The following is a 26,910-nucleotide window of genomic DNA, read 5'->3' as shown; positions in this document are numbered from 1 at the left end:
GGCCGCTCTACCATCGCGCCATGAGCACCTTGCACGACGACTCCAACCACCTGCGCCGCGCCTTCGTGGCCGCACGCACCGCCCGCGCCGCCGGCGACATGCCCTTCGGCGCGGTGCTGGTCCGTGACGGCCAGGCCGTCTGGACGGCGCGCAACCGCCAGCACACGGCCGGCGATCCCAGCGCCCACGCCGAACTCGTGCTGCTGCGCGAGGCCTGTGCGGCCCTGGGCCCGGACGCGCTGCGCGGCGCCACGGTCTACGCCAGCGGCGAGCCCTGCGCCATGTGCGCGGGCGCCATGTTCTGGGCCGGCGTGGCCCGCATCGTGTTCGGCGCGCCGCTGGCCGAGATGGAGGCGCGCCTGGGCGGGCCGCTGCTGGGCCTGGGCTGCGCGCAAACGCTGGCCGCCGCGCAGCCGGCCGTGACGGTCCAGGGGCCGCTGTTGCTGGACGAAGCGCTCGCCGCCCTGGCTTAGCCGCCCTGCACCACCGCGTCGCGGAAGTCGGCGCAGACCGGAGACAGGTAGCCCGCCGCCCGCCAGAACACGCCCAGTTCGCGCCGCCACAGCAGCGCATCGCCGGGCAGCGCCACCAGCCCGTGCCCTTCGCCCTGCTGCAGCAGCTGCGCGGGCAGGATGCCCAGCAGGTCGGACTGGCGCAGCAGCTCGGCAAAGGCCGAGGGCGAGGCCGTGCTCTCCACGGCCACGCGCGGCGGCGGCAGGCCAGCTTCGGTGAAGCGCTCGTCCAGCCAGTGGCGCAGGTACAGCGAGCTGGCCGGAAGCGCCCAGCGCTCGGCCGTCAGGTCGGCCAATGCGCGCAGCTGCGCGCGGCGCGGGTGGCCGCTGCGCAAGGCCACGCGCAGGTCCAGCGGGCCGAGCGGGCGCCAGTCCAGGTCGCGCGGCACGCGGTCGGGTCGCGCGGCCAACACGAGGTCGACCTCGGCGCGCTGCAGCAGCTCCAGCAGCCGCGCGCTGAGTTGCGTCTCGATGCTGAACTGCGCGAGCGGCCGCTGCGCGACGAAGCGCGCCAGCAGCGGCGAGAGCAGCGTGGACATCAGGTGCGGCAGCACGCCCACGCGCACGGCGCCGGCGCGGGCCTGGCGCTGCTCGGCCAGGTCGCCGCGCAGGTCGCCCATGGCCAGCAGCACGCGCTGCGCATGGGCCTTGAGCGACAGGCCCGCGGGCGTCAATGCCACGCCGTGGCCGCTGCGCTCGACCAGGCGCAGCCCGGAGCCGGCCTCCAGCCGCGCCAGCGTCTTGGACAGCGCCGACTGCGTGACGCCCAGGGCGTCCGCCGCACGGTGCAGGTTGCCGTGCTCGGCCAGTTGCAGGAACGCCTGCAGGTCTTCCAGCCGCATGTTGCCTCCGCGCGGGGGTGCTGCCGGTGATTCCCCATGATTCCCGGCAGGCATCGGATTCGGCCCGGCAGGAATTGAGCGGGACCGGGCGGCGATCCTAAACTGCCCCGCAAGCAGGCGGCCCGGGCAACGGCCGCCGCACAGACACCAAGGAGACAACCCATGCCCATCGCCCACCGGCGCCGCCTTGGCGCTGCCTTGCTGGCCCTGCCTTTGCTGGCCGCGCTGCCCGTCCACGCATCCGACAACGCGCCCTACCCCAGCAAGCCGCTGACCATCGTCGTGCCCTCGGTGGCCGGCAATGTCAACGACGCCGTGGCCCGGCTGCTGGGCCAGGAGCTCACCAAGGTCTGGGGCCAGCCCGTCATCGTCGACAACAAGCCCGGCGCCGGCACCACCACGGGCACCAAGTTCGTGGCCCAGGCACCCAAGGACGGCTACACGGTGCTGCTGACCTTCACGGCCCATGTGCAGAACCCGCCGCTGTTCCCCAACATCGGCTACGACCCGGTGAAGGACTTCACGGCCGTGAGCGAGGTGGCGGCCTCCTCGACCATCCTGGCGGTGTCGCCGGACTTCCCGGCGCGCACGCTGCCCGAGCTCGTCAAGCTCGTCAAGGCCAACCCGGGCAAGTACCCGTACGGCTCCTATGGCATGGGCACCACCGGCCACATCCTGGGCGAGTTGTTCAAGCGCGAAGCGGGGCTTCAAATGGAGCACGTGCCCTACAAGGGTGGTGCGCCGCTGGCCACCGACCTCGCGGCCGGCCACGTCAAGATCGGTTTGATCGCGGTGGGCACGGCCAAGCCGCTGCTGCAAAGCGGCAAGCTGGTCCCGGTGGCCATGGCCGGCGCGCAGCGCTCGGCCCTGCTGCCCGAGGTACCGACTTTTCTCGAGAACGGCTACAAGGGCTTCGAGCCCGACGCCTGGATGGGCCTCTTGATGCCGGCCGGCGTGCCGGCGGAGCGCGCAGCGGCGCTGTCGAAGGAGGTCGCGCGCATCGTGCGGCTGCCCGAGATCGACAAGCGCATGCGCGAACTGAACCTCGTGCCCATCGGCAACACACCGCAGGAGTTCGACGCCGTGCTGCGCGGCGACCTGGACAAATGGGCGCGCTTCGTGCGCGAGCTCAACATCAAGATCGAATGACCCCACCGACCCCCTACACCGGACTGCTCTGCACCCGCTTCGGCCACTGGAGCGAACTCGCACTCACGCAACTGCCGCGCCAGCCGCTGGCCCCGGGCCAGGTGCGGCTGAGCGTGCGCCATGCCGGCGTGGGCTTCGCCGTGAGCCTGTTCGTGGCCGGAAAGTACCAGCGCAGGCCTCCACTGCCCTTCACACCCGGCACCGAGGCCGCGGGCGAGGTGCTGGAGGTGGCACCGGACGTGACGCAGCTGCGGCCCGGCCAGCGCGTGATGGCGGCATTGGACTGGGGCGCGTTCGCCGAGGAGGTGGTGATCGCCGCCGACACGGTCTACCCGCTGCCCGACGCCGTGCCGCTGGCCAAGGCCGCGGCGCTGCCTATCACCTACGGCACGACCTGGTCGGCGCTGCAATGGCGCGCTGCCCTGCAGCCGGGCGAGACGCTGCTCGTGCACGGCGCGGCCGGCGCGCTGGGCATGGCGGCCGTGCAACTCGGCCGCCTGATGGGCGCGCAGGTCATCGCCACGGCCAGCACGCCCGAGAAACGCGCCGCCGCGCTGGCCCTGGGCGCGCACCACGCGCTGGCCGGCGATGCCGAGACGCTGGCGGCCGCCGTCAAGGCGGTCTGCCCGCGCGGCGCCGACGTGGTGTTCGACCCTGTGGGCGGCGCGCTGTTCGACGCCTCGCTGCGCTGCACCGCGCCCGAGGCGCGCATCCTGAGCATCGGCTACGCGAGCGGCACCATCCCGAGCGCGCCGGCCAACCTGCTGCTGGTCAAGAACCTCAGCGTGATCGGCTTCAACTACGGTTACTACATCGGCTGGGGCCTGACCGACGAGCGCCGCCGCTACGCGCCCCGGGTGCAGGCGCTGATCGCCGAGCTGCTGGCCAACGTCGCCGAAGGGCGGATGGCCTTGCCGCAGACCCAGCATTTCCCGCTGGCCGACTGGCATGCGGCGCTGGACACCACGCTGTCGCGCCGCGCCATCGGCAAAGTCATCATCGACATGCCATGAACGCAGAAGACCTCCCGCTGCACGGCCTGACCGTGCTCGATCTGTCCCAGGGCATCGCCGGCCCGCACTGCGGCCTGCTGCTGCGCCAGCAGGGCGCGCGCGTGGTCAAGGTCGAGCCGCCGCAGGGCGACTGGAGCCGCCAGATGGGGCGCGCGCGCGCCGGCCATACCGCCATCTCGATCGCCTACAACCTGGGCAAGGAAAGCGTGGTGCTGGACACGCGCAACGAAACCGGCCGCGCCGCACTGCGCGCGCTTGCAGCGCAGGCCGATGTGGTGGTGCAGAACTACCGGCCCGGCGTGGTCGAGCGCATGGGCGTGGGCTACGCCGAACTCGTGGCGCAACGGCCGGGCCTGGTCTACGTCTCGATCTCGGGCCACGGCGCGACCGGCCCCGATGCGCAGCTGCCCGCCCTGGACACCACCATGCAGGCGGCCACCGGCCTCATGCATCTGAACCGCGACGCCCAGGGCACGCCGCGCCGCATCGGCTTGTTCCTCGTGGACATCGCCACCGGCCTGCAGGCCGCGCAGAACGCCATGGCCGCGCTGGTGCGCGCCGCACGCACGGGCAAAGGTCGCCATGTGCAGGTCTCGATGCTGGAGACGGCCGCCGCGCTGCAGAGCTATGTGGTGCTGGACGCCGCGATGTTTCCGCAGGCCGAGGCCGCGGCCTTCAACGTGCCGACCGGCCTGTTCCGCGCCAGCGACGGCCACCTGTACGTGAGCATGCTGGACGACGCCATGTTCCGCCGCCTCGCCGAGGCGCTGGACCGGCACGACTGGCTGGCGGATCCGGGCCTGGCCACGAGCGCGGGCCGCATCCCGCGCGCGGCCGAGCTCAACGGCGCGCTGGCCGCCCAGATCGCCACCCAGACCGTGGCCGATTGGGAGGCCCTGCTGCGCCGCCACGACGTGCTGCACGCGCGCGCCGCGCCGCCCCAGGACCTGCCGCAGAGCGCGCAGGCACGGCATGCGGGCGTGTTCGCGCCGCTGGAGGTTCCGGGGCTCGGCCGGCTGGACTGGCCGAACATGCCGGGCCAGGCCGGGCGTGCACCGCAGGGCGAGGCGCCGCTGCTGGGTCAGCACACGCAGGCGGTGCTGGCGGAGTTCGGCATCGCGGTGGTTCCCCCAGGCTAGCGCGGCACCCCTGTCACGGTGGACGGCATCGGCGCGCGCACGGCGCGCCGAAAGATCGACGGCGACACGCCGGTGTGCTCCTTGAAGAAGCGCGAGAAGTTGCCGGGCGCCGAGAACCCGAGATCCAGCGCGACGTCGGTGAGCGGCGCGCCCTCGCCGACCCGCCGCATCGCCTCCTCCACGCGGACCGCGCTCCAGAACACCTGGGGCGTCGTGTTCAACTGGTCGCGGAACAGGGCGAACAAGTGACCGCGCGACAGCCCGACGCGGCCCGCGACCTCGTCGATGGTGGCCTTGTCGGAGACATGCGCACGCATGTGCGCGATGACCGCGCGCAGGCGGTGGTCCAGCGACGCACCCAGCGCGATGTGCGGCCGTGGCCCCACCTCGTTGGCCGCATCGGTGGCCGCCTCCAGCAAGCGCTCCACCTGGTCGTCCACCGCGGCGCGCGGGGACTGTGCCGACAGGATCAGGTCCAGCACCTGCCAGCAGGCACGGCGCAGGCCGGCGTCGATGTGCACCCGCGGGGTCGCGAAGCGCAGGCCGCGGCCCGCGGCGTCGGCCCGCTCCTTGAGCCAGGCGTGGCGCACCATGAAGACGAGGAACACCGCGACGCCGCCCTCCTCGCGCATCGTGAAGTCGTGCGACTCGAAGGCGTTCACACCCAGGGCCAGGTCTTCGCCATACTCGACGCGCTCGTCACCGACGCGGGCCGTGCCGCGGGCCCCGCCCAGCCAGAACGCGATCTGCGCTTCGGAATGCGCGTGCGGCACCAGGTTGCCCCGCAGCTCCAGCACGATGGCCGTGCCGAAGGCTCCTTCGTGAAGTGCATACGCCTCTGCCATGCCCAAGCTCCCACAACGTGGCGCGGATTCTGGTGCGCGTTCCGCCGTCCACGGCGGCCTCCTCGGGTAAGCCCTGAGAAACCCACCTGACTCTGCGATACGCCGGCAGACGTTGCGATAAGCGCGCGGGAGGACCGGCGCCTACAGTTTTGCCAACGTCCTGCACCGCCCGGCACACCGGACAGGCAGGCCGCCCCGCAACTTTCTGGAGCACCCCATGCGACTTGCCGCATTCCTCGCCGATGGCCACGCCCATGTGGGCTTGGTCGACCCCGACGGACACACCATCACCGCGCTCGACATGCCACGCGCCGAGGCCGCCTACGGCGTCCTTCCCCTCATCGCAGCACTGGCCGAAGGCAGGCCGCTACCGGCGACAACGGAGCGCCGCTTCAAGGTCAAGGAGGTGCAGCTGGACGCACCGCTGCCCAGGCCGCGCCGCAACCTCTGGTGCGTGGGCCGCAACTACCACGCGCATGCCAAGGAGCTGTCGGCCTCGGTGTTCAAGGACAACGACGCCAACCCCGCATCCTGGCCCATCGTCTTCACCAAGGTGCCCGAGTGCGTCGTGGGTCCGCACGACGCGGTGCACGTTCCGAGCGAGGTGTCCGAGCAGATCGACTACGAGGCCGAGCTGGCGGTCGTCATCGGCAAGGGCGGCAAGAACATTCCCAGAGCCGCCGCGCTGGCGCATGTGTTCGGCTACACCATCGTCAACGACGTGACCGCGCGCGACGTGCAGATGCGCCACCAGCAGTGGGACATGGGCAAGTCGTTCGACACCTTCTGCCCCATGGGCCCTTGGATCGTCACGGCCGACGAACTGGACGGCACGAAGACGCGCGTGCGCTGCTGGGTCAACGGCGAGCTGCGCCAGGACGGCCCGACCGAGAACATGATCTTCGACATCCCGACGCTGATCGAGACCGTCTCGCGCGGCATCACGCTGTACCCGGGCGACGTCATCGCCACCGGCACCCCCGCCGGCGTGGGCATGGGCCTGCAACCGCCGCGCTACCTGCGCGCCGGCGACGTCGTGCGCATCGAGGTGGATGGCCTGGGCGCCATCGAGAACCGGTTCGTCTGAGCATGGCCACGCAGCTCATCAACGGCCTGGCCGTCGAGATCACCGGCGAAGGCGACGCGGTTCTGTGCATCCACGGCCTGGGCGGCTCGTCCAATGTGTGGACGCCCATCGCGGGCGCGCTGCAGGCGTTCCAGCGCATCGCACCCGATCTGCCCGGCAGCGCACGCTCCGCGCTGGCGGCCGCTCCGCTGTCCATCGAGAGCCTGGTGGAGACCATGGCCGCACTGCTGCAGCGGTTGGAACTGCCGTCGGTGCATGTGGTCGCGCACTCGTTGGGCACCATCGTGGCCCAGCACCTGGCCGTGGCGTATCCGCAGCTGGTGCGCTCGCTCGCGCTGTTCGGTCCCCTGGTGGCGCCGCCTGAGGCGGGCCGTCCGGGCATCCGGGCACGTGCCGCGCTCGCCCGCCAGGGCGCGGTCGCCATGCAGGAGATCGCCGATGCCATCGTGCGGGGCGCCACGAGCCAGGAGACCCAGGCCGAGCGGCCGGCGGTGCTGGCCGCTGTGCGCGAGCTCATCATGCGCCAGAGCGGCGAGGGCTACGCCCAAAGCTGCGAGGCGCTGGCCGCTGCGCAGTCCGCGGCGCTGGAGGCCATCGCCGTGCCCGTGCTGCTGGTGACCGGCGACCAGGACGGTGTGGCCCCTGCGGCCAACGTCGAAGCCATGGCCAGGCGCATCGGTGACGCCGCCGTGGTGGTGCTGCCCGGCTGCGGCCACTGGACCACCCTGGAGCAGCCGCAACGCTGCGCCCAGGAACTCGCAAGGTTTTACGCGCGGCTGCGCTGAACACGCTCCCGGCCCGGCCGGGAACCTCACGTGACCACAGGTCAAGGAGACAGAGATGACACGGTATGCATTCACGAACGTTCGCATCTTCGACGGCACCGGCGAGGACCCGTATCTGGGCGAGGTGCTGGTCGAGGACAAGAAGATCCTCCAGGTGGTGCGCGCGCCTGGGAAAGTCCAGACCGAAGGCGCCCGCGTGTTCGAAGGCCGCGGCCGCTTCCTGATGCCCGGCATGACCGAGGCCCACACGCACTTCTCCTGGAACGACCAGCCTTCGCTGGCCGCCATCCAGTTCATGCCGCCGGAGGAGCACATGCTCTGGTGCGTGCGCGTGGCCAGGCGCTACCTGGACATGGGCTGGACCTCGGCCATCGGCGCGGCCGCTGCCAAGCCACGGCTGGACGTGGTGCTGCGCAACGCCATCGACGCGGGCGAGTTCCCGGGGCCGCGCTACCTGGCCGGCTCGCAGGAGATCACGACCATCGGCGCTTTGGGCGACAACACGCTGCCGCACATGCCTTTCGAGGAGCTGAGCTTCGGCAGCGTCTGCAGCGGCCCGGAGGAGATCCGCCGCTCGGCGCGCACCTTCATCAAATACGGCGTCGACCACCTGAAGATCAACCTGTCCGGCGAATACATCGCCGGCCTGCCGGCCGAGATGTCGCCGTTCTCCGAGGAAGAGGTGGCGATGCTGTCGCGCGAGGCCAAGCGCTACGGCAAGCGCGTCGCAGCGCACGCCCGCTCCAGCGAATCGGTCAAGCTGTGCGTGCGCCACGGCATCGAGATGGTCTACCACGCCAGCTTCGCCGACGAGGAGGCGCTGGACATGCTGGAGGCCCACAAGGACAAGCATTTCGTGGCCCCCGGCATCGGCTGGCTGGTGCGCACCACCTACCACGCGGCCGACTACGGCATCACCGAGGCCGTCGCCAGGCAGATGGGCTACCAGCGCGAGCTGGAGGTGGCGGCCGAGAGCCTGCGCAAGATGCGCCGGCGCGGCATCCGCATCCTGCCCGGCGGCGACTACGGCTTCGCGTGGATGCCGCATGGCACCAATGCCAACGACCTGCAGTACTTCGTCGACTACATCGGCATGACGCCCAAGGAGGCGCTGCTGTCGGCCACCGCGCTGGGCGGCCAGATCATGATGCAGCCCGACACGCTGGGCCAGCTCCGGGCCGGCTACACCGCCGACCTGCTGCTGGTCGACGGCGACCCGCTGCAGGACCTGTCCATCCTGACCGACCCTGCCCGGATCCAGCTGGTCATGAAGGACGGGGTGATCCACAAGGAATGCTCTACGCCGACGCCCAGGGACGCGGCGCTGCACCTGGAGGGCGCCGACTTCCCGCTGCGCGAGGAAGGCGTCAAGGAGGCCCTGGCGGAGATCGGCTGACGCGCTGCGCCGGGCGGCGAGCGAGAATCCGGCGCGCGCGCCACGGCGCCGCATGCCGCCCCAGCCGCCAGATGCCACCCCTTCGCCACCCTGTTGCGCTTCTCCTTGCAGCCGCCGCGCTCGGGCTGGTCGGCTGCGGCAACGAGGCCGGCGGCACGGCGCAGCTGGGCCAGGACCGCGGCTGCATGCGCTGCCACGGCATGGTGACGAAGTTCGTCGGCCCCGGCTTCCTGCAGATCGCCGACCGCTACCGTGGCGACCCCGGCGCCGCAGCCCGGCTCAGCGCGAAGATCGTGCAGGGCAGCGTGGGCACCTGGGGCAATGTCATCATGCCGCGCCAGCCGCAGGTCAGCGCGGCCGAGGCCAGTGCCCTGGCCGAATGGGTGCTGGCCCAGCAGCCCGCGCCCTGAGCGCTACAGGCCGCCTACAGCGCCCCGAGTTCCTCGCGCACCAGCCGCACGATCAGGCGGTCCAGCGTGTCCACCGAATAGTTGCGCACATCGTGCACGGTCTCGCGGCCCGGGCCGCTGGCCGGCCGCTGCGCGTCGGCGTAGGTCAGGAACACGAAGCGGCCGCCGGTGTACTGGGCGATCTGGCGCTGGATGTACTCGCCCTGCGGGTTGAGCCCGCTGGCGCCGACGCTGAAGACCTTGATGCCCTTGCCCAGCGCGGCCTGCATGTCCTGGTCGTACTGGGGGCCGCCGTCGTCCAGGTGCGGCGGTGCGTCGGCCAGCAGCAGCACCATGCGCGTGGCACCGTCGCCGCGCCAGGCCAGGCGGTGCACGGTCGCGTGCAAGGCCTCGTTCATGGCTTCGGGCTCGTCGCCCCCACCGTCGGCCTGCAAGCGGTCCAGCACGCGCTGGAAGGCGCCCAGGTCGTTCGTGAAGTCGTGGCTGCGCAGCACGAAGGCGTCGCCCTGGTCGCGGTAGGCCACCAGCGCAAAGCACAGGTCGGGCTGGCTGGGCAGGCCCGCCACCTCGTCGGCGATGCTGCGCAGGCTGGCCTTGAGCTTGCCGATCTCGTCGCCCATGGAGCCCGTGGCATCGACCAGGAAGACCAGGTCCAGCCGCGCGCGGTCTGGCGCCACGGCGCCGTCCAGCCGCAGTTCCAGCGCGCTCTTCTGTCCGCGCTGCAGGTAGCCGCGGCTTTCCAGGCCGCCGCGCCGGGCCGTCACCTCGTAGACGCGCGCCCCCTGGGCGTCGAAGGCGTCCGGGTGCAGCCAGACCTTGCCGGCGCGGTCGGTGCGCGCCCACGCCGCCTGGCCCTGCGGCGAGCGCACCAGCACCTCGGCATCGGCCACCGCGCGGCCTCGCCCGTCGCGCACCTGCAGCAGGTAGCGCTCGCGGATGTCCAGGGCGCGGTGCGCCACCTGGGTGCGCGCGCGGAAGGCCAGGTACTCGGCGAAGTCGGCGTTGTCGTCGACCACGCCGGCCGTCACTGGGCCCGGCGGGCGCTGGCGCTGCGGCGCCTCCTTCTCCGCGCCGCTGGAGGCCCGCGCTCCGGCCGGTGCGGCATCCGCACGTTCGACCAGGGCGGCTTCAGCGGCCGGCGCTGGGGCCGCCGCCAGGCGGGGCCGCGACAGGGCCTTGGACGATGCCAACTCCTGTCCACCGCCCTGGCCCGGCACCTCGTGCATCTGCGGCGGCCGGGCGCAATGGGCCGCGCTCGGCGCGCGGAAGTTCGGGCGCACCTGCAAGGGCGCGAAGGCGGGCAGCTGGGCCGGCCCCGTGCCGCCCGCCACCGGCAACTCTGCCGGTTGCGGCCAGAGCGCGGCGCCCGGCGCCTGGGCCGCGCAGGCCGAGAGCATGAGCTGTGCGCTCAGCAGCGCCGCCACGGGGCGACGAAGGTGCTGCAGGCGGGGAACGAAGGGCCTCGGGGGCATCGGTGGCTCCGGTGGTTGCGATGCCCTGTGTACGGCCCGCCAGCCACCGTGGGGTTGCGGCGCAGACCCCGCGCTAACCCCATGCGCGCGGTTGCGCCGTAGAAGGTGGTGTGAGAATCCAACGATGCTTCAGCGCAGCCACCACGACATGCCCGACGAGGTGCTGATGCAGGCCTATGCGCAGGGCGACAGCGCTGCCTTCGACCAGCTCTATGCGCGGCACGAGGCCGCCTTGCTGCGCTTCGTGCGCCGCCTGCTCGGCACGCGGCTCGCGGCGCAGGCGGACGAGGTGTTCCAGGACACCTGGATGCGCATCGTCGCGGCGCGTGCGAGCTTCGACGCCGACCGCGCCGGCTGGCGCACCTGGGCCTTCACGATCGCCCACAACCTGGCCATGGACCGGCTGCGCACGAGTGGCCGCGAGCAGAGCCTGGAGGAAGCCTCCACCGAGGGCGAGGACCCCATGGAATGGCTGCAGGAGGCGCTGGACCTGGCCCACCCGCCGGCCGACGACCTGGCCCACTGGCGCGCCGCCGGGCGCCAGCTGCTGCATTGCCTGGACGCGCTGCCCGACGCCCAGCGCGCCGCCTTCCTGCTGCACCACGAGGACGGCGCCAGCGTGGAAGACCTGGCGGACCGCCTGGGCCTGGGCTTCGAGACCGCCAAGAGCCGGCTGCGCTACGCGCTCGCCAAGCTGCGGGGCTGCATGCAGCACTACCTCACGCCCAGCGGAGCCGCCCGGTGAGCGCACCCCGCCCCACCCATCTGCGCGATGCGCGCCTGCGCCATGCGCTGGCGCATGCGCCCGATGCGCAGGCCGCGCCGGCAGAGGCGACGCGCGCGGCCATCCTGCGCCATGCCCATGCGGCCGTGGCGACGCCGGCGGCTGTCGCCCCCCTGCCCTGGTGGACACGGCTCGCGCAGGCGCTGGACGGCCCACGCCGCCCCTGGAACGCGGGCTTTGCCACGGTGCTGCTGGCCTGCGTGGCGGCAGGCCTGTGGTGGGAGCGCGATGTGCCTGGCCCGACGCCCGATGCGCAGCGCCCGTTGCCCGCACCCGTCACGCAGCAAGCGCCCGCGCAACAGGAAACCACAGCGCCAACGGACAAGCCGGGCGCCGACGCAGCGCCGCAGGCACACGAGAAGAAGGTGCCGTCGCCCCCGCGGCCGCAGCCGGCGCCTGCCACGCCACGGCCGGAGCCCGCCGTGCCACCGGCTCCGGCCGCGGCGAAGCCTTCGGCCGAAGTCCAGCTGCGCGCGCGGGCGCCGTCGGCCGCGCCAGCGGCGCAAGACACCGAGGACATGACCGCCTCCAGGGCCAGCCGTGCGTCGGCTGGCAGCCCGTCGCGCCCCAGCGCCACGCCAGAGCTGGCCGAGCCTGCGCCCGCAGCAGCCCCGGATGCCTTCGCCTGGACCGCGCTGCAACGGCAGCCCGCAGCCGCCCGTGCGCGCGCCAGCCTGCCTGCGGACCTTGCGCAGGCCGTCGACGGCCTGCTGCGCACGGGGGCCACGGCCGTGCCGGCCGACGACCCCGTGCTGGCGCGCATCGCGCTGCTGCACGAGGGCGGTGCCGTGCTGGGCGTGCTCGAACTGGGCGCCTACAGCCTGCGCTGGACGCCGGCCGGCGACCGGCTCCCGCGCGCCTTTGCCGCGCGCGTCGAACCGGCCACGTCGCAGCGGATCCGGGAAGCGCTGGCGCCGTGACAGACGGCGCTGCGCGGCGGCCTGCTCAGGGGTGCAGGATGGTGCGGCCGCGGATGCGGCCGGCGCGCAGGTCGTCGAGCGCCTGCGAGGCCTGGGCCAGCGGCTGGCCTGTCAGCGGCATGGCCGGCAAGCGACCGGCCCGCGCGATGGCCAGCAGCTCCTGCATCTCGGCCAGGCTGCCCACGTAGGAGCCGACCACGCTGACGGCCTTCATCGTGACCATCGCCGGCACGATGGTCGTGGCCCCGCCGAACAGGCCCACGCAGACCAGCGTGCCGCCCTTGCGCAGCGCGCCCAGCCCGAAGTCGAACGAGGACGGTGCGCCGACGAAGTCCACCGCGGCCGCGACGCCGCCGCCCGTGGCCTTGAGCAGCGCCTTGAGCGCGCCGTCGGCGCTCGGGTCGATCAGCTCGCCCGCGCCCGCCTCGCGCGCGACGTCCCACTTGCTGCGGTCGAGCTCGACCACGATGGGCGGGCGCTGGAACATCTCCCGCGCAAGCCGGATGCCCGACAGGCCCACGCCACCGGCGCCGATGAGCATGACCGCATCGTCGGCGCCGGGCGCGTCGATCTTCTTCAGCGCGCCGTAGGCCGTGAGGCCCGAGCAGGCCAGCGTGGCGGCCTGGTCCTCGGGCAGCGGGTCGTAGTCGAGCAGCACGCGGGGGTGCGGCACCATCACATGGTCGGCGAAGCCGCCGTCGCGGTGCACGCCCAAGGCCTGCGGCGAATTGCACAGCTGCTCGTCGCCCGCCAGGCACAGCGTGCAGCGGCCGCAGCCGATCCAGGGGTAGACCACGCGCCGGTCGCCCACGGCCACGCCGCGCGCCTCGGGGCCCACGGCCACCACGGTGCCGGCGATCTCGTGGCCCAGCGTGCGCGGCGGCTGCATGGCGCGTGCCATGTCCAGCCGGTTGCCACCGCCCAGGTCGAAGTAGCCGTCCTGCAGGTGCACGTCGCTGTGGCACACGCCGCAGCTGCCGACCTTGAGCAGCACCTCGCTGCCCTGGGGTTGCGGCGTCTCGCGGATGGCCTGGGCCAGCGGTTTGCCGAAGGTCTCGATCTGGTAGCTCAGCATGGCGTACTCCTGCGTTCAGCCCGACAGCGTACAACGAGCGCCCGGACGCGGGCCCACGCGCAGTCGCCGCGGCGACTGCGCCGGCACGCCGCCAATCAGCTGCTGAACAGGAAGTTCATCACGTCGCCATCCTTGACGACGTAGTCCTTGCCTTCCGCGCGCATCTTGCCCGCGTCCTTGGCGCCCTGCTCGCCCTTGTAGGCGATGTAGTCGTCGAAGGCGATGGTCTGGGCGCGGATGTAGCCCTTCTCGAAATCGGTGTGGATGGCACCGGCCGCCTGCGGGCCCGTGTCGCCGATGCGGATGGTCCAGGCGCGCACTTCCTTCACGCCGGCCGTGAAATAGGTCTGCAGGCCCAGCAGCTTGTAGGCGGCGCGGATCAGGCGGTTCAGGCCCGGCTCGTCCTGGCCCAGTTCCTTGAGGAACTCGAGCCGGTCGGCATCGTCCATCTCGGACAGCTCGGCCTCGATCTTGGCGCAGATGGCGACCACGGGCGCACCTTGCTTGTTCGCGTACTCGGTCAGGCGGTCCAGGAAGGGGTTGTTCTCGAAGCCGTCCTCGGCCACGTTGGCCACGAACATGGCCGGCTTGGCGGTGATGAGGCTGAAGCTCTTGACCAGCGGGCGCTCCTCCTTGGTGAAGTCCAGCGTGCGCACGGGGATGTTCTCGTTCAGCGCGGCCTGGCAGCGTTCCAAGAGGCCGACCAGCTTCTGGGCGTCCTTGTCGCCCGAGCGCGCCACCTTCACGTGGCGCTGCAGGGCCTTTTCCACCGTGGCCAGGTCGGCCAGGCACAACTCGGTCTGGATCACTTCGATGTCGGAAATCGGATCGACCTTGCCGGCCACGTGGATCACGTTGGGGTCTTCGAAGCAGCGCACCACGTTGACGGTGGCGTCGGTCTCGCGGATGTGGGCCAGGAACTTGTTGCCCAGGCCTTCGCCCGTGCTGGCACCGGCCACCAGGCCCGCGATGTCCACGAACTCGACGATGGCCGGCACGATGCGCTCGGGCTGCACGATCTCGGCCAGCTGCGCCAGGCGCGGATCAGGCACCTCGACCACGCCGGTGTTGGGCTCGATCGTGCAGAACGGATAGTTCTCCGCCGCGATGCCGGCCTTGGTCAGCGCGTTGAAGAGGGTGGACTTGCCGACGTTGGGCAGGCCCACGATGCCGCATTGGAGGCTCATGGCAGGCTTTCAGGGGAGATTCGGGAAAGCCCGCGATTTTAGGCCGTCAGCAGCAGCGGCCCTTGCCCGCGCCGTAGCGGGCCTGCAGGCGCTCCCGGAAGAACGCCTCATAGGTCATCGGCGCGCGGTCCGGGTGCGTGGCCGCCATGTGCGACAGGTAGGTGTCGTAGTCCGGCATGCCCACCATGAGCCGCAGCGACTGCCCGACCGCGCGCGCCGAGCGCGCGAGGTAGCGACCTGTGTCCTGCAAGTTCATCGCGCCGCCAGCGCCTCGTACGGCGTCTCGTGCGCCGTGGGACGGTTGCTCGCACGCGCCGCCAGGCAGGCCTTGATGCTGTAGACCAGCACGCTCAGCACCACAAAGATGAACAGCGCACACAGCGCCGCGTCCAGCCGGTCGTTGAAAACGATGCGCGCCATGGCCTCGGGCGTCTTGGCCGGCGCCACCAGCACGCCGTTCGCCAGGCCCTCGGAGTACCTGGCGGCGTGCGCCAGGAAGCCGATCTTGGGGTCGGCCGAGAAGATCTTCTGCCAGCCGGCCGTCAGCGTGCAGGCCAGCAGCCAGGCGGCCGGGGCGATGGCGACCCAGGCGTAGCGCTCGCGCTTCATGCGGAACAGCACGACCACGCCCAGCATCAGCGCCACGGCGGCCAGCATCTGGTTGGAGATGCCGAACAGCGGCCACAGCGTGTTGATGCCGCCCAGCGGATCGACCACGCCCTGGTACAGGAAGTAGCCCCAGGCCGCCACGCACAGTGCCGTGGCCAGGAGGTTGGCCGGCAGCGAATCGGTGCGCTTGAGCGCGGGCACGAAGCTGCCCAGCAAATCCTGCAGCATGAAGCGGCCGGCGCGCGTGCCGGCGTCCACGGCCGTCAGGATGAACAGCGCCTCGAACAGGATCGCGAAGTGGTACCAGAAGGCCATCATGGCCTGGCCGCCGATGACCTGGTGCAGGATGTGCGCCATGCCCACGGCCAGCGTGGGCGCGCCGCCGGCGCGGCCCAGGATGGTGCTCTCGCCCACGTCCCGGGCGGTCTGCACCAGCATCTCGGGCGTGACGGCGAAGCCCCAGCCGGAGATGGCCTGGGCCACGGCCTCGGGCGTGCTGCCGACCAGCGCGGCCGGGCTGTTCATCGCGAAGTAGATGCCGGGCTCGATGCAGGCCGCGGCCACCAGCGCCATGATGGCGACGAAGGATTCGGCCAGCATGCCGCCGTAGCCGATGAAGCGCGCGTGGCGCTCGTTGTCCAGCATCTTGGGCGTGGTGCCCGAGGAGATCAGCGCGTGGAAGCCCGACACCGCGCCGCAGGCGATGGTGATGAACAGGAACGGGAACAGGTTGCCCGACCAGACCGGGCCGTTGCCCTGCGCAAACTGCGTGATGGCCGGCATCTGCAGCTGCGGGCTGACCCAGACGATGCCGATGGCCAGCGCGACAATGGTGCCGATCTTGAGGAACGTGGACAGGTAGTCGCGCGGCGCCAGCAGCAGCCACACGGGCAGGCTCGCGGCGATGAAGCCGTAGCCGATCAGCATCCAGGTGAGCGCCTTGCCGTCGAAGGTGAACATCGGCCCCCAGACCGGATCGGCGCTGACGGCCTGGCCGCCGAAGATGGCGGCCATCAGCAGCACGAAGCCGATGACCGAGACCTCGCCGATGCGGCCGGGGCGGATGGTGCGCAGGTACACGCCCATGAACAGCGCCACCGGAATCGTGGCCGCCACCGTGAAGGTGCCCCAGGGCGATTCGGCCAGGGCCTTGACCACGATCAGCGCCAGCACCGCGAGGATGATGACCATGATCATGAAGGTGCCGAACAACGCGATCATGCCGGGCACCGCGCCCATCTCCTGCTTGACCAGGTCGCCCAGCGAGCGGCCGTCGCGGCGCGTAGAGATGAAGAGCACGATGAAGTCCTGCACGGCGCCGGCGAACACCACGCCGGCCAGGATCCAGAGCATGCCGGGCAGGTAGCCCATCTGCGCGGCCAGCACGGGACCGACCAGCGGACCGGCGCCGGCAATCGCCGCGAAGTGGTGGCCGAACAGCACGTTCTTGTCGGTCGGCACGTAGTCCAGGCCGTCGTTGTGGCGGTGCGCGGGGGTCTTGCGTTTCGCGTCCAGGCCCAGCACCTTGTCGGCGATGAACAGGCTGTAGTAGCGGTAGGCGATCAGGTAGGTGCAGATCGCCGCGGTGACGATCCACAGCGCATTGATGCTCTCGCCGCGCGAGAGGGCCACGGTGCCGAGCGCGAATGCGCCGACCACGGCCACGGTCAGCCACACCAGGTGGCGACGGATGGTGTCCATGCGGATGTCTCCTCGAGATTGAAGGCCCGCAGTGTTCCGCAGCGGCCCGCATGCCGCATCCGTCGCAGCGCGTGGGTGGCCTACGCGCGGCCACCTAAGCACAAACCCTTACTTCGGACCGGTGTGCTCGACGGCGTAACGGATCAGCTCGGGCAGCGTTTCGATGCCCAGGCGCCGCTTGATGCTCTGGCGGTGCGCCTCGACCGTGCGCACGCTGAGGCCCAGGTCGCGCGCAATCTGTTTGCTCGATGCACCGCGGCCGAGCGCAGCCAGGATCTCCGATTCCCGCGGCGTGAGCAGCGGGCGCGGCTCGGCCTTGCGGAACAGCCGGCGCGAGACGGCCGGGCTCAGGAAGGTGCCGCCGGCGGCCGCGGCTTCGATGGCGGCGACGATCTCGGCGGCCGGCGCATCCTTGAGCACGTAGCCGCGCGCGCCCAGCTGCAGCGCCTGCTGCACGTACTCGGGGTTGTCGTACATGCTCAGCATGACCACATGGGGCGGCTGCGCGCGCTGCAGGACGCGGGCCGCCAGTTCCAGGCCGTTCATGTCCTTCATGCCCACGTCCATGAGCAGGAGGTCGGGCGCGGCGGCGTCCAACAGCGCCAGCGCCTCGGCCGCGCTGCCGGCCTCGCCCACCACCGTGATCCAGGGCACGGAGCCGAGCCGCGCGCGCAGGCCGTCGCGCACGAGCGGGTGGTCGTCGACAAGGAAGAGGCGGACGGGCTGGGTCATGCCGTGCCGGGCAGTTCGGCTTCGATGGTGGTCGCGCCGGGTTCGGACGACAGGTGCAGCTGCCCGCCCACGGCGGCCATGCGCTCGCGCATGTTGCGCAGGCCGATGCCGCGGCGCGCGTCGCCCTGCACGGCCAGCACGTCGAAGCCCTGGCCGTCGTCGTGCACGGCCAGGCGCACACCGGTGGTGTCGAAGCGCAGCGCCAGCGTCACGCGGTGCGCGCCGGCCGCGTGCTTGTGCACATTGGTCAGCGCCTCCTGCGCGACGCGGAACAGCGCAGTCTTGGCCTCGGGCGGCAGCTCGCGCGGCGTGCCTTCGACCAGCGCTTCGGCATGGATGCCGCCCTGGTCGTCGAACTCCTGGGCCAGCCGTTCCAGCGCGGCCGGCAGGCCCAGCTGGTCCAGCAACGCGGGCCGCAGCTGGTGCGACAGGCCGCGCACCTCGGCCAGCGCGGCGTTCAGGCGCTCCAAGGCCTTGGCCAGGGCGGGCGGGGGCACGGGCGGGGCCAGCTGGTCGATGTAGGACTCGATCTGCAGCTTGACGCCGACCAGCGCCTGGCTGGTGCCGTCGTGCAGCTCGCGCGCCAGGTGGCCGCGCTCGTCCTCCTGGGACTGCACCACGCGGCGCGCGAGCAGGCGCAGCTTGGCCTCGGCCGTGCGGTGCTCGCTGAGGTTGAGCAGCAGGCCGGCCGCGCTGACCGCCGCCAGGCACAGCGCGGCGATGCCGGCGATCCACAGCAGCGTGGCAGCCACGTTGGCGTTCATCTGACGGTCCATGGCCGACAGGGTGGCCTGGATGTCGTCCAGGTACAGGCCCGTGCCCACCATCCAGCCCCAGCGCGGCAGCAGCGTCACGTAGCCGAGCTTGGGCGCGCGCTCTCCGCTGGAGGGCTTGCGCCATTCGTACTCGACCAGGCCGCCGCCCGGTTGCTGGGCGCCGCGCAGCAGGTCCTGGATGGTGTAGCGGCCCATGGAGTCGCGCAGCTCCCAGAGCGAGCGGCCGACCAGCTCGGGCTGGCGCGAGTGCATGAGCGAGCGGCCCTGCAGATCGTAGACGAAGAAGTAGCCATCGCTGCCGTAGTCCAGCGCGGCGAGACGGCGCAGCGCCTCGGCGCGCGTGGCCTCGTCCTCGCGGCCGCTGTCGTAGAGCGGCTGGACGGTGCTGAGGGCCAGCGCCACGTAGCTGCGCAGCTCGCTGCGGCGCTGCGCCATGTGGCTCTGCTCGATCAGCGTGCGTTCGCGCAGCGCGAGGTCGCGCTCCTGGTGGCGCACGGCGAGCGTGACCAGCACCAGGGCCAGCAGCAGCGGCAGCGCGGCCAGCGTGACGATCTTGGTGCGCAGCTGCATGGCGTGCCGCGCCCCTGGCTCAGTCGAAGCGGTAGTCGGCCGCGGCGGATTGGCCCGGGCGCAGCGCGAAGTCGATGCCTTCCAGCACGATGGCATTCATGCCGAAGGCAATGGCGCCGTCCACGGCCGGGTGGGCGCGGTAGGCCTGCAGGGTGTCGCCAACCTCGGGGCTGGACAGGGCCGTGGCCGGGTCGATGTTGGGGATGGGGCAGCGCGGGCAGGGCTTGACCAGGCGCAGCCGGGCCGGGCCTTCGTTGGTGGCGATCAGCAGCTCACCGAAGTTGTCTTCGTCGTGCGCGTCCACGCCGTCCAGCACGATGTTGGGACGGAAGCGCTCGATGCCCACGGCCGCGTGGCCGGCCGCAGCCAGGCGTGCGTTGAGGCCGTCGAGTGCGGACTGGCTCAGCACCAGCACGGCGAAGCCGTCGGAGAACTGGGTTTGCGCATCGACCTCGCCGGTCCAGCGCTTGTTGGACAGGCGCTGGAACTCGGGGTCGAAGCGCACCAGCCGCAGCTTCTGCGCCGGCACACCGGCCGGGCGCTCGCTGTTGAGGAAATCGCTGAACCACTGGGCCGCCACGTCGCCCATGTCGTAGGCCTTCACGCGGTCCTTCCAGACCGTGACCTCGCAGGGCTCTTCCACGGCATCGAGCGCGATGTGCAGGGCCAACATGCCGGGCGCGCGCAGCACCATCTCCGAATGCTTGAGTTTGGGCTGGATCAGGGCCATGCGCGGCAGCTCGCGCTGGGTGACGAAGCGTCCCTCGTCGTCCACCACCATCCAGGCGCGGTCGAACTCCAGGCCGGTCTCGGTCAGCAGCACCTCGTCCACCTCGACGCCGGCGCAGGATTTGACCGGGTAGACGAACAGCCGCGCGATGCGGGCCGCAACGTCGCGGGCAGACAGGTCGGCAACGGAATCGGAAGACATGGCAGGCAAAGGGCTGTGCAGTGAAGGGCGCATTGTGCCCAAGACCCCACTCCTACAATCCCGCGATGCCTTCCCTTCAAGCTTTCGACATCTGCGTGCGCGGCGGCGGCATCGTCGGCCGCACGCTGGCCCTGCTGCTGGCCCGCGAGCGGCTGCACGTGGCGCTGGTGCAGCCGGCCACGCCGCGCCAGGGCGAGTCGTCCGACGTACGCGCCTATGCGCTGAACGCCGCCTCGCGCCAGTTGCTCGAAGGCCTGCGCTGCTGGCCCGACCCCGCCGAGGCCACGGCCGTGCAAGCCATGCAGGTGTTCGGCGACGATGGCGGCGAGGTGAACTTCGACGCCGCGCGCCAGGGCCGCGGCATGCCGCTGGCCTGGATCGTCGACGTCGCAGCGCTGGAGAAGCGGCTGGCCGAGGCCGTGCGCTACCAGCCGCAGATCGAGGTGCTGGAACACCCCCCCGCCACCGCGGGACTGACCGTGGTCTGCGAAGGCCGGGCCAGCAGCACGCGCACCGAACTGGGCGTGGCCTACGACACCCACGCCTACGGCCAGACCGCCATCGCCACGCGGCTGCAGTGCGAGCGCCCGCACGGCCAGGTGGCACGGCAGTGGCTGCTGCAGGGCGAGGTGATGGCCCTCCTGCCCATGGCCGGCGCCGAGGGCCGGCAGGTGGCTGTGGTCTGGTCGGTGCCGCAGGAGCGCGCCACCGCCACGCTGGCACTGGACGACGCGGCCTTCACGCAGGCGCTGGAGCGGATCAGCCAGGGTGCGCTGGGCGCGCTGCAGGTGGCCGGCGAACGCGCAGCCTGGCCGCTGCAGCTGGCGCAGGCCCGGCATTTCGTCGGCGCGACGGGTGCGGCCGACGGCCTGGCCGGCGCCTGGGCGCTGGCCGGCGACGCCGCGCACACCGTGCACCCGCTGGCCGGCCAGGGGCTCAACCTGGGGCTGGGCGATGCGGCCGAGCTCGTGGCCCAGCTGCGCGCGCGGGACGGCTGGCGCAGCGTGGGCGACCTGCGCGTGCTGCGCCGCTACGAGCGCGCGCGCAAGACCGCGCTGGCCGGCATGCGCCTGGCCACCGACGGCCTGCAGCAGCTGTTCGCGCACAATGCACCGGCCTGGCAGGGCCTGCGCAACTGGGGCATGAACGGCTTCGAACACAGCGGCCCGCTCAAGCGCTGGGTCGCGCGCCAGGCCATGGGTGTGAACGGCTGAACAGGCCGGCATTGCTGAAGGATTCCACGTGACGATTCGATTCCCCCGGCCCCAGGCCGCCCTTGCCGCACTGGCCATGGCCGTGCTGCTTCCTGCCTGCGGCAAGAGCGAGGCGCCGGTAGCGGCGGCGCCCACGGCTGCAGCGCCTGCGGCGGCCCCCGCCGCGGCCGGCACGCCTGCCAACGCCGAAGCCACCATCCGCCAGGTGCTGACCCAGCGCCTGCCGCAGTTGCCGGCCATCGAGGAAGTCACGGCCAGCCCGCTGCCGGGGCTGTACGAGGTGCGGCTGGCCGGCGCCGAGATCGTCTATGCCGATGCGCAGGGCAACTTCCTGCTGCAGGGCCAGATCTTCGACACCCAGCAGCGCCGCAACCTGACTGAAGACCGCATCAACAAGCTCACGGCGCTGGACTTCAAGGACCTGCCGCTCAAGGACGCGTTCAAGCTCGTGCGCGGCGACGGCAAGCGCAAGATGGCGGTGTTCGTGGACCCGAACTGCGGCTACTGCAAGCGCTTCGAGCGCGACATGGAAAAGATCGACAACGTGACGATCTACCTGTACCTCTATCCCATTCTGGGCGCGGACTCGGTGCAGAAGGCCCAGCACATCTGGTGCGCCAAGGACCAGGCCAAGACCTGGTCGGACTGGATGGTGCGCAACCAGGCGATCCCGTCGGCCGAGTGCGATGCGGCGCCCGTGGCGCGCAATGTGGCCCTGGGCCGCAAGCACAAGATCACGGGCACGCCCACGCTGCTGTTCACGGACGGCACGCGCGTGCCGGGCGCGATGCCGCTGGACGAGGTCGAGAAACTGCTGGCCGCTGCAGCTTCGCGCAAGTCCTGAAGCCGCGGGACGCCTTGGCGCGTCCTGTATTCTCGGCGCATGCCGACGACTTCTCCCTCTCCTGCGCCGGCGCGCCAAGGCGCCTCAGCAGACCACCACCACGACACGCCGGCCATCGCCTACCGGGTCGAACTGGCCGACCTGCACGCCCACCTGTACCGCGTCACGCTGACGGTGCAGGCGCCCCAGGCGCAGCAGCGCGTCTCGCTGCCGGTCTGGATTCCGGGCAGCTACATGGTGCGCGAGTTCTCCAAGCATCTGCAGCAGCTCGAAGCCCACCAGGGCCGCAAGGCGGTGGAGTGCCGGCAGCGCGACAAGAACAGCTGGGACCTCACGGCCGAGCCGGGCAAGCCGCTGGTGCTGCGCTATCTCGTGCATGCGCACGACAGCTCCGTGCGCACGGCCTTCCTGGACGCCGCGCGCGGCTTCTTCAACGCCACCAGCCTGTGCCTGCGCGTGCATGGCCAGGAAGCCCAGCCGCACAGCCTGGAACTGGTGGCCTCCCGCCAGACCACGGGCTGGTCCGTGGCCACGGGCCTGGCGCCGCGGCAGGTGGATCCAGCAGGCTTCGGCCACTACCTCGCAGCGGACTACGACGAGCTGGCCGACTGCCCGTTCGAGCTCGGCGCGTTCTGGCATGGCGACTTCAAGGCCGCAGGCATCCCGCACCGTTTCGTCGTGGCCGGCGCCCCGCCCTCCTTCGACGGCAACCGTCTGCTGCAGGACACGCAGAAGATCTGCGAGGAGCAGATCCGCTTCTGGCATGCGCAGGGCGGCGGCAAGCCCCCGCACAAACGTTACGTGTTCCTGCTCAACGCCATGGACGACAGCTATGGCGGCTTGGAGCACCGCAACTCCACCGCCCTGGTCTGCAGCCGGCGCGACCTGCCGCGCCGGGACGAAGCGGGTGGGGAATCCGCGCGCCAGGGCGAGGGCTACACCACGCTGCTGGGGCTGGTCAGCCACGAATACTTCCACACCTGGAACGTCAAGCGGCTGCGCCCGGCGGAGTTCGCCCAGTACCACTACGACGCCGAGCAATACACGCAGCTGCTGTGGTTCTTCGAAGGCTTCACGAGCTACTACGACGACCTGCTGCTGCGCCGCTGCGGCCTGCTGGACAACGCCGGCTACCTCAAATTGCTCAACAAGACCATCAACCAGGTGCTGCAGACGCCGGGCCGGCTGGTGCAGTCGGTGGCCGAGGCCAGCATGGACGCGTGGGTCAAGTACTACCGCACGGACGCCAACACGCCCAACGCGACCGTGAGCTACTACGCCAAGGGCGCGCTGGTGGCGCTGTGCTTCGACCTCACCTTGCGCGCCGAGGGCCGCGGCACGCTGGACGCCGTGATGCAGCGTCTGTGGACGCAGTGCGCGGCCGGCCCCATGTCCGAGGCCGACTTCGCCGCGGCGCTGGCCGCGGTCGGCGGGCGTTCCTTCGACGCCGAGATCGCGGCCTGGGTCCATGGCCGGGACGAGCTGCCGCTGCGCGAACTGCTCGAGCGCCACGGCGTGGCCGTGCACGACGACCCCGCGCAACTGGCCCAGCGCTTGGGCCTGCGCGTGGGCGAGCAGAACGGCGTGCAGATCAAGGTCGTGCTGCGCGGTGGTGCGGCCGAACAGGCCGGTCTGGCCGCCGACGACGAATGGCTGGGTGTGGAGACCGAGAACGAAGGCTGGCGCCTGAGCCGCCTGGACGACCTGGCGCTCTACACCGGGCGCACGCGCACCGTCACCGCGCTGGTGGCACGCGACAAGCGCCTGCTGCGCCTGCGCCTGGAGTTGCCTGCGCCGCAGGACGGCAAGACCTGGCGCCTGGCGATCCAGAACGCCCAACCCGTCGACGCCTGGCTCGCGCCGGCCTGAGCGGCATGGACCGGGGCAGGCTTGTCCCGTCCGTCTGTGGACATCTCTGGGGACAGGCGCTGGACCGGTCGGCCATCGCGAGCATCCATGCGGGCCTGCGTTGCGTTGCCTGTTCTTTGGGCAGGCTCAGTCGATCCTGGCGCCTGAGGCGCGCACCGCAGTGCCCCACTTCTCGATGTCCGCCGCGAGGATGGCCTTGAACTCGGCCGGTGAGGTCGCATAGGGCTCGGCGCCCTGGGCCGCGAAGCGCTCGGCCATCTCGGGCTGGTGCAGCAGCGCGTTGACGTCGGCGTTGATGCGCTCCACCAGCTCGCGCGGCATGTTCCTGTGGGCCATGAGGCCGAACCAGGGGTTCACGTCGAAACCTGGCAGGCCGCTTTCGGCCACCGTGGGAATGTTGGCGAAGGCCGGCGCGCGCTTGGCGCTCGTGACGGCGATGGGCTGCAAGGCCGCGGTCTTGATCTGGCCGGCCACCGAGGGCAGGCTCGTGAACACCACGTCGATCTGACCGCCCAACAGATCCTGCAGCGCCGGCGCGGCGCCACGGTAGGGAACGTGCACGAGCTCGACCTTGGCGGCCCGCGCGAACATCTCGCCTAGCAGGTGGTTGACCGAGCCGTTGCCGGCCGAGCCATAGGTCACGCGCCCGCTGCGTGCAGCATCCGCCAACGCGCCGGCCGTCTTGAACGGCGTGCCCGCCTTGGCCACCACCACGAAGGGCACGGTGGCCAGCGTGGCCACGGGCACGAAGTCGCGGCCCGGGTCGAACGGCAGGTTCTTGTACAGCGCGCCGTTGATCGCCTGGGTGCCCACATAGGTCATCAGCAGCGTGTAGCCGTCGGCGGGCGCGGCCAACACCGCTTCCATCCCCACGTTGCCGCCGGCGCCGGCCCGGTTCTCGATCACCACGGGCTGGCCCCACTTCTCCGAGAGCTTCTGGCCCACGATGCGGGCCAGCGCATCCGAGGCACCGCCCGGCGTCTGCGGCACGACGATCTTCACGGGGCGCGTGGGGTAGCTCTGTGCCAACGTGGTCGCCGGCTGAGCAGCCAGGGCCAGCAGCGCGGCAGCAGCCAGCGATTTCAGGAACATCTTCTTGTGCATGCGCAGCACTCCGCCATCGACAAGCGCCGCAGTACACCAGCGGGGCGGCCCGCCTTCAAGCGGGAAATCCTGGCCCGGCTTGTTCAGCCGGCCGAACAATCGGCAGATATCGCGCGCGGCGCGCGGCCATGCACGCGCCCGCGTTCCGCATGTCGAACGTTCGGGCCACCGTCGCCGCTAGAGTGCCGACACACACCAATCCGCGCGAGACCACCATGCAGATCAAGAGGACGGCAGGCGCCCTGGGCGCAGAACTCCAAGGCTTGAACCTGGCCACCGGGCTCACGCCCGCCGTGGCGGCCGAGATCCGCCAGGCGCTGCTGGCGCACCAGGTCATCTTCATCAAGAACCAGGCGCTCACACCGGCCCAGTTCCTGCAGTTCGCGCAGGCCATGGGCGAGCCCGTGGAGTACCCGTTCGTCAAAGGGCTGCAGGGCTTCCCGACCATCATCGAGGTCAAGAAGCTCGAGCACGAGAAGCACAATTTCGGCGGCGTCTGGCATTCGGACACCACTTACCTCGCCGAACCCCCCATGGGTTCCATGCTGCTGTCGCGCGAAGTGCCGCCCTATGGTGGCGACACCTTGTTCGCCAGCCAGTACGCGGCCTATGAGGCGCTGTCGCCGACCATGCAGCGGCTGCTGGAGCCGCTGATGGGCGTCAGCAGTTCGGCCAAAGCCGACGTGAGCAAGACGCGCGAGGACCGCATCAAGAGCGACGGCAAGCAGGAAGCGCCCAAGGACTACCGGGCGGAGCATCCGGTCGTGCGCACGCATCCCGAAACCGGCCGCAAGGCCTTGTTCGTCAACGTGGCGCACACGTCAGGCATCGTGGGGATGACGGAAGAGGAAAGCGCGCCGCTGCTGCGCTTCCTGTTCGAGCACCAGATCCGACCCGAATTCACCTGCCGCTTCCAGTGGGAACCGCACGCCATCGCGTTCTGGGACAACCGCTGCGTACAGCACAACCCGGTCAACGACTACCACGGCCACCGCCGTGTAATGCACCGCATCACGCTGCGGGGCGACAAGCCCGTCTGAGACCGCCCGGCACGGAAGATCGTGCGATGATTTTTCGGTCTTCAGGGAGCGTGCATGGCAGAGGGCAGAGGCGCGGTCGACCGCGTGATCGACATCTTCGAAGTCTTTCGGCAAGCCCAGCGGCCACTGTCCCTGACCGAGCTGGCGACTGCGGCACGCATGCCCAAAAGCAGTTGCCACGCCATCGTCGGCGCACTGATCGCGCGCGGCTACCTCTACTCGCTCGAGCGTCCACGCGCGCTGTACCCGACCCAGCGCCTGCTGGACGTAGCGCACGACATCGTCGCCGGTGATCCCTTCCTCGAACACGTCGTACCCCGGCTGGAGGAACTGCGGGACGCCTCGACCGAAACCGTGATCCTCGGCAAACGCCAAGGCGAGCGTGTGGTCTACCTGCAGGTGCTGGAGGGGCTGCACCCCATCCGCTACTCGGCCAGCCCGGGGGATCTCAAACCGCTGCACTCCAGCGCGATCGGCAAGGCCCTGCTGGGTGCGCAAAAGGAAGCAGCGCTGCGCAGTTGGGCGGCAGAGCAAAACCTGGCGCGCGTGACGACCGCGACGATCTGCGATCCGGACCGCCTTGTCGCCGACGTGTTGCAAAGCCGGCAAGCCGGCTTTTTCCAGACACGCGGGGAAAACGTCGATGACGTCTGGGCCATCGCAGCGTTCTTCCAGGCTGGCCGCGAAACCCTGGCCATTGGCCTCGCCGGCCCCAAACACCGGATGCAGGACAGCGTGCTGCCCTGTGCCCAGCAGCTCGTCACGACCTGCAGCCTGGTGGCGCGCCAATTCAAGAATCTCTGATGGGGGCGTGAATCCAAGCCGCAAATAAAAACGCCCCGACCTCGTTGGAGGCTGGGGCGTTTAGGCTGTAAGAGCCTGACGATGACCTACTTTCACACGG

Annotated in this window: 26 protein-coding genes; 15 read left to right on the top strand and 11 right to left on the bottom strand. The window is 71.0% G+C overall.

Features of this window, described 5'->3' with window-relative positions; genetic code table 11:
• The first annotated feature begins 20 nt into the window (after window positions 1-20).
• Window positions 21-473, top strand: a complete 453-nt coding sequence (locus IE209_RS00130; protein WP_189685013.1) for a nucleoside deaminase — start codon at window positions 21-23, stop codon at window positions 471-473.
• Here the strand turns inward: IE209_RS00130 and IE209_RS00125 are convergent.
• The gene (locus IE209_RS00125) at window positions 470-1,354 is read right to left on the bottom strand and encodes a LysR family transcriptional regulator (RefSeq protein WP_189685012.1); all 885 of its coding nucleotides are present in this window, start codon (window positions 1,352-1,354) and stop codon (window positions 470-472) included. The genes IE209_RS00130 and IE209_RS00125 overlap by 4 nt on opposite strands.
• Before the next feature lie 162 nt (window positions 1,355-1,516).
• On the opposite strand from IE209_RS00125, the gene IE209_RS00120 reads away from it, so the two are divergent.
• The 3 genes from IE209_RS00120 to IE209_RS00110 are packed head-to-tail and all read left to right on the top strand — an operon-like array spanning window position 1,517 to window position 4,655.
• Window positions 1,517-2,503 (top strand): tripartite tricarboxylate transporter substrate binding protein, encoded by a 987-nt coding sequence (locus tag IE209_RS00120; RefSeq protein WP_189685011.1) that lies wholly within the window; start codon window positions 1,517-1,519, stop codon window positions 2,501-2,503.
• Window positions 2,500-3,516, top strand: a complete 1,017-nt coding sequence (locus IE209_RS00115) for an NADPH:quinone oxidoreductase family protein (protein ID WP_189685010.1) — start codon at window positions 2,500-2,502, stop codon at window positions 3,514-3,516. Before IE209_RS00120 ends, IE209_RS00115 begins: the two co-directional genes overlap by 4 nt.
• On the top strand, window positions 3,513-4,655 hold the full coding sequence (locus tag IE209_RS00110) for a CaiB/BaiF CoA transferase family protein (RefSeq protein WP_189685009.1): 1,143 nt from the start codon (window positions 3,513-3,515) through the stop codon (window positions 4,653-4,655). The genes IE209_RS00115 and IE209_RS00110 overlap by 4 nt, the downstream gene beginning before the upstream one ends.
• Here IE209_RS00110 and IE209_RS00105 read toward each other — a convergent pair.
• The gene (locus tag IE209_RS00105; protein ID WP_189685008.1) at window positions 4,652-5,500 is read right to left on the bottom strand and encodes a helix-turn-helix domain-containing protein; all 849 of its coding nucleotides are present in this window, start codon (window positions 5,498-5,500) and stop codon (window positions 4,652-4,654) included. The two genes, IE209_RS00110 and IE209_RS00105, sit on opposite strands and share 4 nt — an antisense overlap.
• 217 nt (window positions 5,501-5,717) lie before the next feature.
• Here IE209_RS00105 and IE209_RS00100 point away from each other — a divergent pair, with 217 nt between their 5' ends.
• From IE209_RS00100 to IE209_RS00085, 4 genes are all read left to right on the top strand, one after another.
• A complete protein-coding gene (locus IE209_RS00100; protein WP_189685007.1) occupies window positions 5,718-6,587 on the top strand; it encodes a fumarylacetoacetate hydrolase family protein in 870 nt (289 codons plus the stop codon).
• A 2-nt stretch (window positions 6,588-6,589) separates the two neighbouring features.
• Window positions 6,590-7,372, top strand: coding sequence for an alpha/beta fold hydrolase (locus IE209_RS00095; RefSeq protein WP_189685006.1), 783 nt, complete (start codon window positions 6,590-6,592; stop codon window positions 7,370-7,372).
• Window positions 7,373-7,427: 55 nt separating this feature from the next.
• Window positions 7,428-8,768, top strand: a complete 1,341-nt coding sequence (locus IE209_RS00090) for a metal-dependent hydrolase family protein (protein ID WP_189685005.1) — start codon at window positions 7,428-7,430, stop codon at window positions 8,766-8,768.
• A gap of 71 nt (window positions 8,769-8,839) precedes the next feature.
• Complete coding sequence (locus tag IE209_RS00085; RefSeq protein ID WP_229882621.1) at window positions 8,840-9,178, top strand: c-type cytochrome; 339 nt, start codon at window positions 8,840-8,842, stop codon at window positions 9,176-9,178.
• 14 nt (window positions 9,179-9,192) lie between these two features.
• On the opposite strand, the gene IE209_RS00080 is transcribed toward IE209_RS00085, so the two are convergent.
• On the bottom strand, window positions 9,193-10,650 hold the full coding sequence (locus IE209_RS00080; protein ID WP_189685004.1) for a vWA domain-containing protein: 1,458 nt from the start codon (window positions 10,648-10,650) through the stop codon (window positions 9,193-9,195).
• Between the two features lie 124 nt (window positions 10,651-10,774).
• On the opposite strand from IE209_RS00080, the gene IE209_RS00075 reads away from it, so the two are divergent.
• Both IE209_RS00075 and IE209_RS00070 read left to right on the top strand, forming a co-directional pair.
• Complete coding sequence (locus IE209_RS00075; RefSeq protein ID WP_229882620.1) at window positions 10,775-11,395, top strand: sigma-70 family RNA polymerase sigma factor; 621 nt, start codon at window positions 10,775-10,777, stop codon at window positions 11,393-11,395.
• Complete coding sequence (locus tag IE209_RS00070; RefSeq protein ID WP_189685003.1) at window positions 11,392-12,354, top strand: hypothetical protein; 963 nt, start codon at window positions 11,392-11,394, stop codon at window positions 12,352-12,354. The genes IE209_RS00075 and IE209_RS00070 overlap by 4 nt, the downstream gene beginning before the upstream one ends.
• Before the next feature lie 25 nt (window positions 12,355-12,379).
• Here the strand turns inward: IE209_RS00070 and IE209_RS00065 are convergent, their stop codons facing one another.
• From IE209_RS00065 to IE209_RS00035, 7 genes are all read right to left on the bottom strand, one after another.
• Window positions 12,380-13,429, bottom strand: coding sequence for an alcohol dehydrogenase (locus tag IE209_RS00065; RefSeq protein ID WP_189685002.1), 1,050 nt, complete (start codon window positions 13,427-13,429; stop codon window positions 12,380-12,382).
• Between the two features lie 95 nt (window positions 13,430-13,524).
• Window positions 13,525-14,616: a redox-regulated ATPase YchF gene (gene ychF / locus IE209_RS00060; protein WP_189685001.1), complete on the bottom strand. Its 1,092-nt coding sequence runs from the start codon at window positions 14,614-14,616 to the stop codon at window positions 13,525-13,527.
• A 46-nt stretch (window positions 14,617-14,662) separates the two neighbouring features.
• Window positions 14,663-14,872 (bottom strand): YbdD/YjiX family protein, encoded by a 210-nt coding sequence (locus IE209_RS00055; protein ID WP_189685000.1) that lies wholly within the window; start codon window positions 14,870-14,872, stop codon window positions 14,663-14,665.
• On the bottom strand, window positions 14,869-16,926 hold the full coding sequence (locus tag IE209_RS00050; protein ID WP_189684999.1) for a carbon starvation CstA family protein: 2,058 nt from the start codon (window positions 16,924-16,926) through the stop codon (window positions 14,869-14,871). Before IE209_RS00050 ends, IE209_RS00055 begins: the two co-directional genes overlap by 4 nt.
• A 108-nt stretch (window positions 16,927-17,034) precedes the next feature.
• Window positions 17,035-17,658, bottom strand: a complete 624-nt coding sequence (locus IE209_RS00045) for a response regulator transcription factor (protein ID WP_189684998.1) — start codon at window positions 17,656-17,658, stop codon at window positions 17,035-17,037.
• Window positions 17,655-19,004 carry a cache domain-containing protein gene (locus IE209_RS00040; RefSeq protein WP_189684997.1) on the bottom strand — a complete coding sequence of 450 codons (1,350 nt, stop codon included), beginning with the start codon at window positions 19,002-19,004 and terminating at the stop codon, window positions 17,655-17,657. Before IE209_RS00040 ends, IE209_RS00045 begins: the two co-directional genes overlap by 4 nt.
• 19 nt (window positions 19,005-19,023) lie before the next feature.
• Entirely contained in the window at window positions 19,024-19,935 is a 912-nt protein-coding gene (locus IE209_RS00035) for an MOSC domain-containing protein (protein ID WP_189684996.1), read from the bottom strand.
• Between the two features lie 65 nt (window positions 19,936-20,000).
• Between IE209_RS00035 and IE209_RS00030 the strand changes: the two genes are divergently transcribed.
• From IE209_RS00030 to IE209_RS00020, 3 genes are all read left to right on the top strand, one after another.
• The gene (locus IE209_RS00030) at window positions 20,001-21,149 is read left to right on the top strand and encodes an FAD-dependent monooxygenase (protein WP_189684995.1); all 1,149 of its coding nucleotides are present in this window, start codon (window positions 20,001-20,003) and stop codon (window positions 21,147-21,149) included.
• Window positions 21,150-21,225: 76 nt separating this feature from the next.
• Window positions 21,226-21,993 (top strand): DsbC family protein, encoded by a 768-nt coding sequence (locus IE209_RS00025; protein ID WP_189685467.1) that lies wholly within the window; start codon window positions 21,226-21,228, stop codon window positions 21,991-21,993.
• 39 nt (window positions 21,994-22,032) lie between these two features.
• Window positions 22,033-23,862 (top strand): M61 family metallopeptidase, encoded by a 1,830-nt coding sequence (locus IE209_RS00020; RefSeq protein ID WP_189684994.1) that lies wholly within the window; start codon window positions 22,033-22,035, stop codon window positions 23,860-23,862.
• A 126-nt stretch (window positions 23,863-23,988) separates the two neighbouring features.
• Here IE209_RS00020 and IE209_RS00015 read toward each other — a convergent pair whose 3' ends face one another.
• Complete coding sequence (locus IE209_RS00015) at window positions 23,989-24,966, bottom strand: Bug family tripartite tricarboxylate transporter substrate binding protein (protein WP_229882618.1); 978 nt, start codon at window positions 24,964-24,966, stop codon at window positions 23,989-23,991.
• A 215-nt stretch (window positions 24,967-25,181) separates the two neighbouring features.
• Between IE209_RS00015 and IE209_RS00010 the strand changes: the two genes are divergently transcribed.
• Window positions 25,182-26,006, top strand: a complete 825-nt coding sequence (locus IE209_RS00010) for a TauD/TfdA dioxygenase family protein (RefSeq protein ID WP_189684993.1) — start codon at window positions 25,182-25,184, stop codon at window positions 26,004-26,006.
• 84 nt (window positions 26,007-26,090) lie between these two features.
• Window positions 26,091-26,810 carry an IclR family transcriptional regulator gene (locus tag IE209_RS00005; protein WP_229882617.1) on the top strand — a complete coding sequence of 240 codons (720 nt, stop codon included), beginning with the start codon at window positions 26,091-26,093 and terminating at the stop codon, window positions 26,808-26,810.
• The last annotated feature ends 100 nt before the right edge of the window (window positions 26,811-26,910 follow it).

This window comes from Pseudorhodoferax aquiterrae, assembly GCF_014652235.1.
Lineage (GTDB): Bacteria > Pseudomonadota > Gammaproteobacteria > Burkholderiales > Burkholderiaceae_C > Pseudorhodoferax > Pseudorhodoferax aquiterrae.
Note: the sequence above shows the minus strand (reverse complement) of the source record. Positions and strands in the feature narration are given on the sequence as shown.

Bases quoted from the DNA above. Each gene is read 5' to 3' on its own strand.
- IE209_RS00065 (WP_189685002.1), bottom strand. From the start codon at position 13,429: ATGCTGAGCTACCAGATCGAGACCTTCGGCAAACCGCTGGCCCAGGCC.
- IE209_RS00120 (WP_189685011.1), top strand. From the start codon at position 1,517: ATGCCCATCGCCCACCGGCGCCGCCTTGGCGCTGCCTTGCTGGCCCTG.
- ychF (WP_189685001.1), bottom strand. From the start codon at position 14,616: ATGAGCCTCCAATGCGGCATCGTGGGCCTGCCCAACGTCGGCAAGTCC.
- IE209_RS00110 (WP_189685009.1), top strand. From the start codon at position 3,513: ATGAACGCAGAAGACCTCCCGCTGCACGGCCTGACCGTGCTCGATCTG.
- IE209_RS00035 (WP_189684996.1), bottom strand. From the start codon at position 19,935: ATGTCTTCCGATTCCGTTGCCGACCTGTCTGCCCGCGACGTTGCGGCC.
- IE209_RS00105 (WP_189685008.1), bottom strand. From the start codon at position 5,500: ATGGCAGAGGCGTATGCACTTCACGAAGGAGCCTTCGGCACGGCCATC.
- IE209_RS00045 (WP_189684998.1), bottom strand. From the start codon at position 17,658: ATGACCCAGCCCGTCCGCCTCTTCCTTGTCGACGACCACCCGCTCGTG.
- IE209_RS00100 (WP_189685007.1), top strand. From the start codon at position 5,718: ATGCGACTTGCCGCATTCCTCGCCGATGGCCACGCCCATGTGGGCTTG.
- IE209_RS00085 (WP_229882621.1), top strand. From the start codon at position 8,840: ATGCCACCCCTTCGCCACCCTGTTGCGCTTCTCCTTGCAGCCGCCGCG.
- IE209_RS00040 (WP_189684997.1), bottom strand. From the start codon at position 19,004: ATGCAGCTGCGCACCAAGATCGTCACGCTGGCCGCGCTGCCGCTGCTG.
- IE209_RS00050 (WP_189684999.1), bottom strand. From the start codon at position 16,926: ATGGACACCATCCGTCGCCACCTGGTGTGGCTGACCGTGGCCGTGGTC.
- IE209_RS00080 (WP_189685004.1), bottom strand. From the start codon at position 10,650: ATGCCCCCGAGGCCCTTCGTTCCCCGCCTGCAGCACCTTCGTCGCCCC.
- IE209_RS00125 (WP_189685012.1), bottom strand. From the start codon at position 1,354: ATGCGGCTGGAAGACCTGCAGGCGTTCCTGCAACTGGCCGAGCACGGC.
- IE209_RS00130 (WP_189685013.1), top strand. From the start codon at position 21: ATGAGCACCTTGCACGACGACTCCAACCACCTGCGCCGCGCCTTCGTG.
- IE209_RS00115 (WP_189685010.1), top strand. From the start codon at position 2,500: ATGACCCCACCGACCCCCTACACCGGACTGCTCTGCACCCGCTTCGGC.
- IE209_RS00095 (WP_189685006.1), top strand. From the start codon at position 6,590: ATGGCCACGCAGCTCATCAACGGCCTGGCCGTCGAGATCACCGGCGAA.
- IE209_RS00015 (WP_229882618.1), bottom strand. From the start codon at position 24,966: ATGCACAAGAAGATGTTCCTGAAATCGCTGGCTGCTGCCGCGCTGCTG.
- IE209_RS00025 (WP_189685467.1), top strand. From the start codon at position 21,226: ATGGCCGTGCTGCTTCCTGCCTGCGGCAAGAGCGAGGCGCCGGTAGCG.
- IE209_RS00010 (WP_189684993.1), top strand. From the start codon at position 25,182: ATGCAGATCAAGAGGACGGCAGGCGCCCTGGGCGCAGAACTCCAAGGC.
- IE209_RS00020 (WP_189684994.1), top strand. From the start codon at position 22,033: ATGCCGACGACTTCTCCCTCTCCTGCGCCGGCGCGCCAAGGCGCCTCA.
- IE209_RS00075 (WP_229882620.1), top strand. From the start codon at position 10,775: ATGCTTCAGCGCAGCCACCACGACATGCCCGACGAGGTGCTGATGCAG.
- IE209_RS00055 (WP_189685000.1), bottom strand. From the start codon at position 14,872: ATGAACTTGCAGGACACAGGTCGCTACCTCGCGCGCTCGGCGCGCGCG.
- IE209_RS00030 (WP_189684995.1), top strand. From the start codon at position 20,001: ATGCCTTCCCTTCAAGCTTTCGACATCTGCGTGCGCGGCGGCGGCATC.
- IE209_RS00090 (WP_189685005.1), top strand. From the start codon at position 7,428: ATGACACGGTATGCATTCACGAACGTTCGCATCTTCGACGGCACCGGC.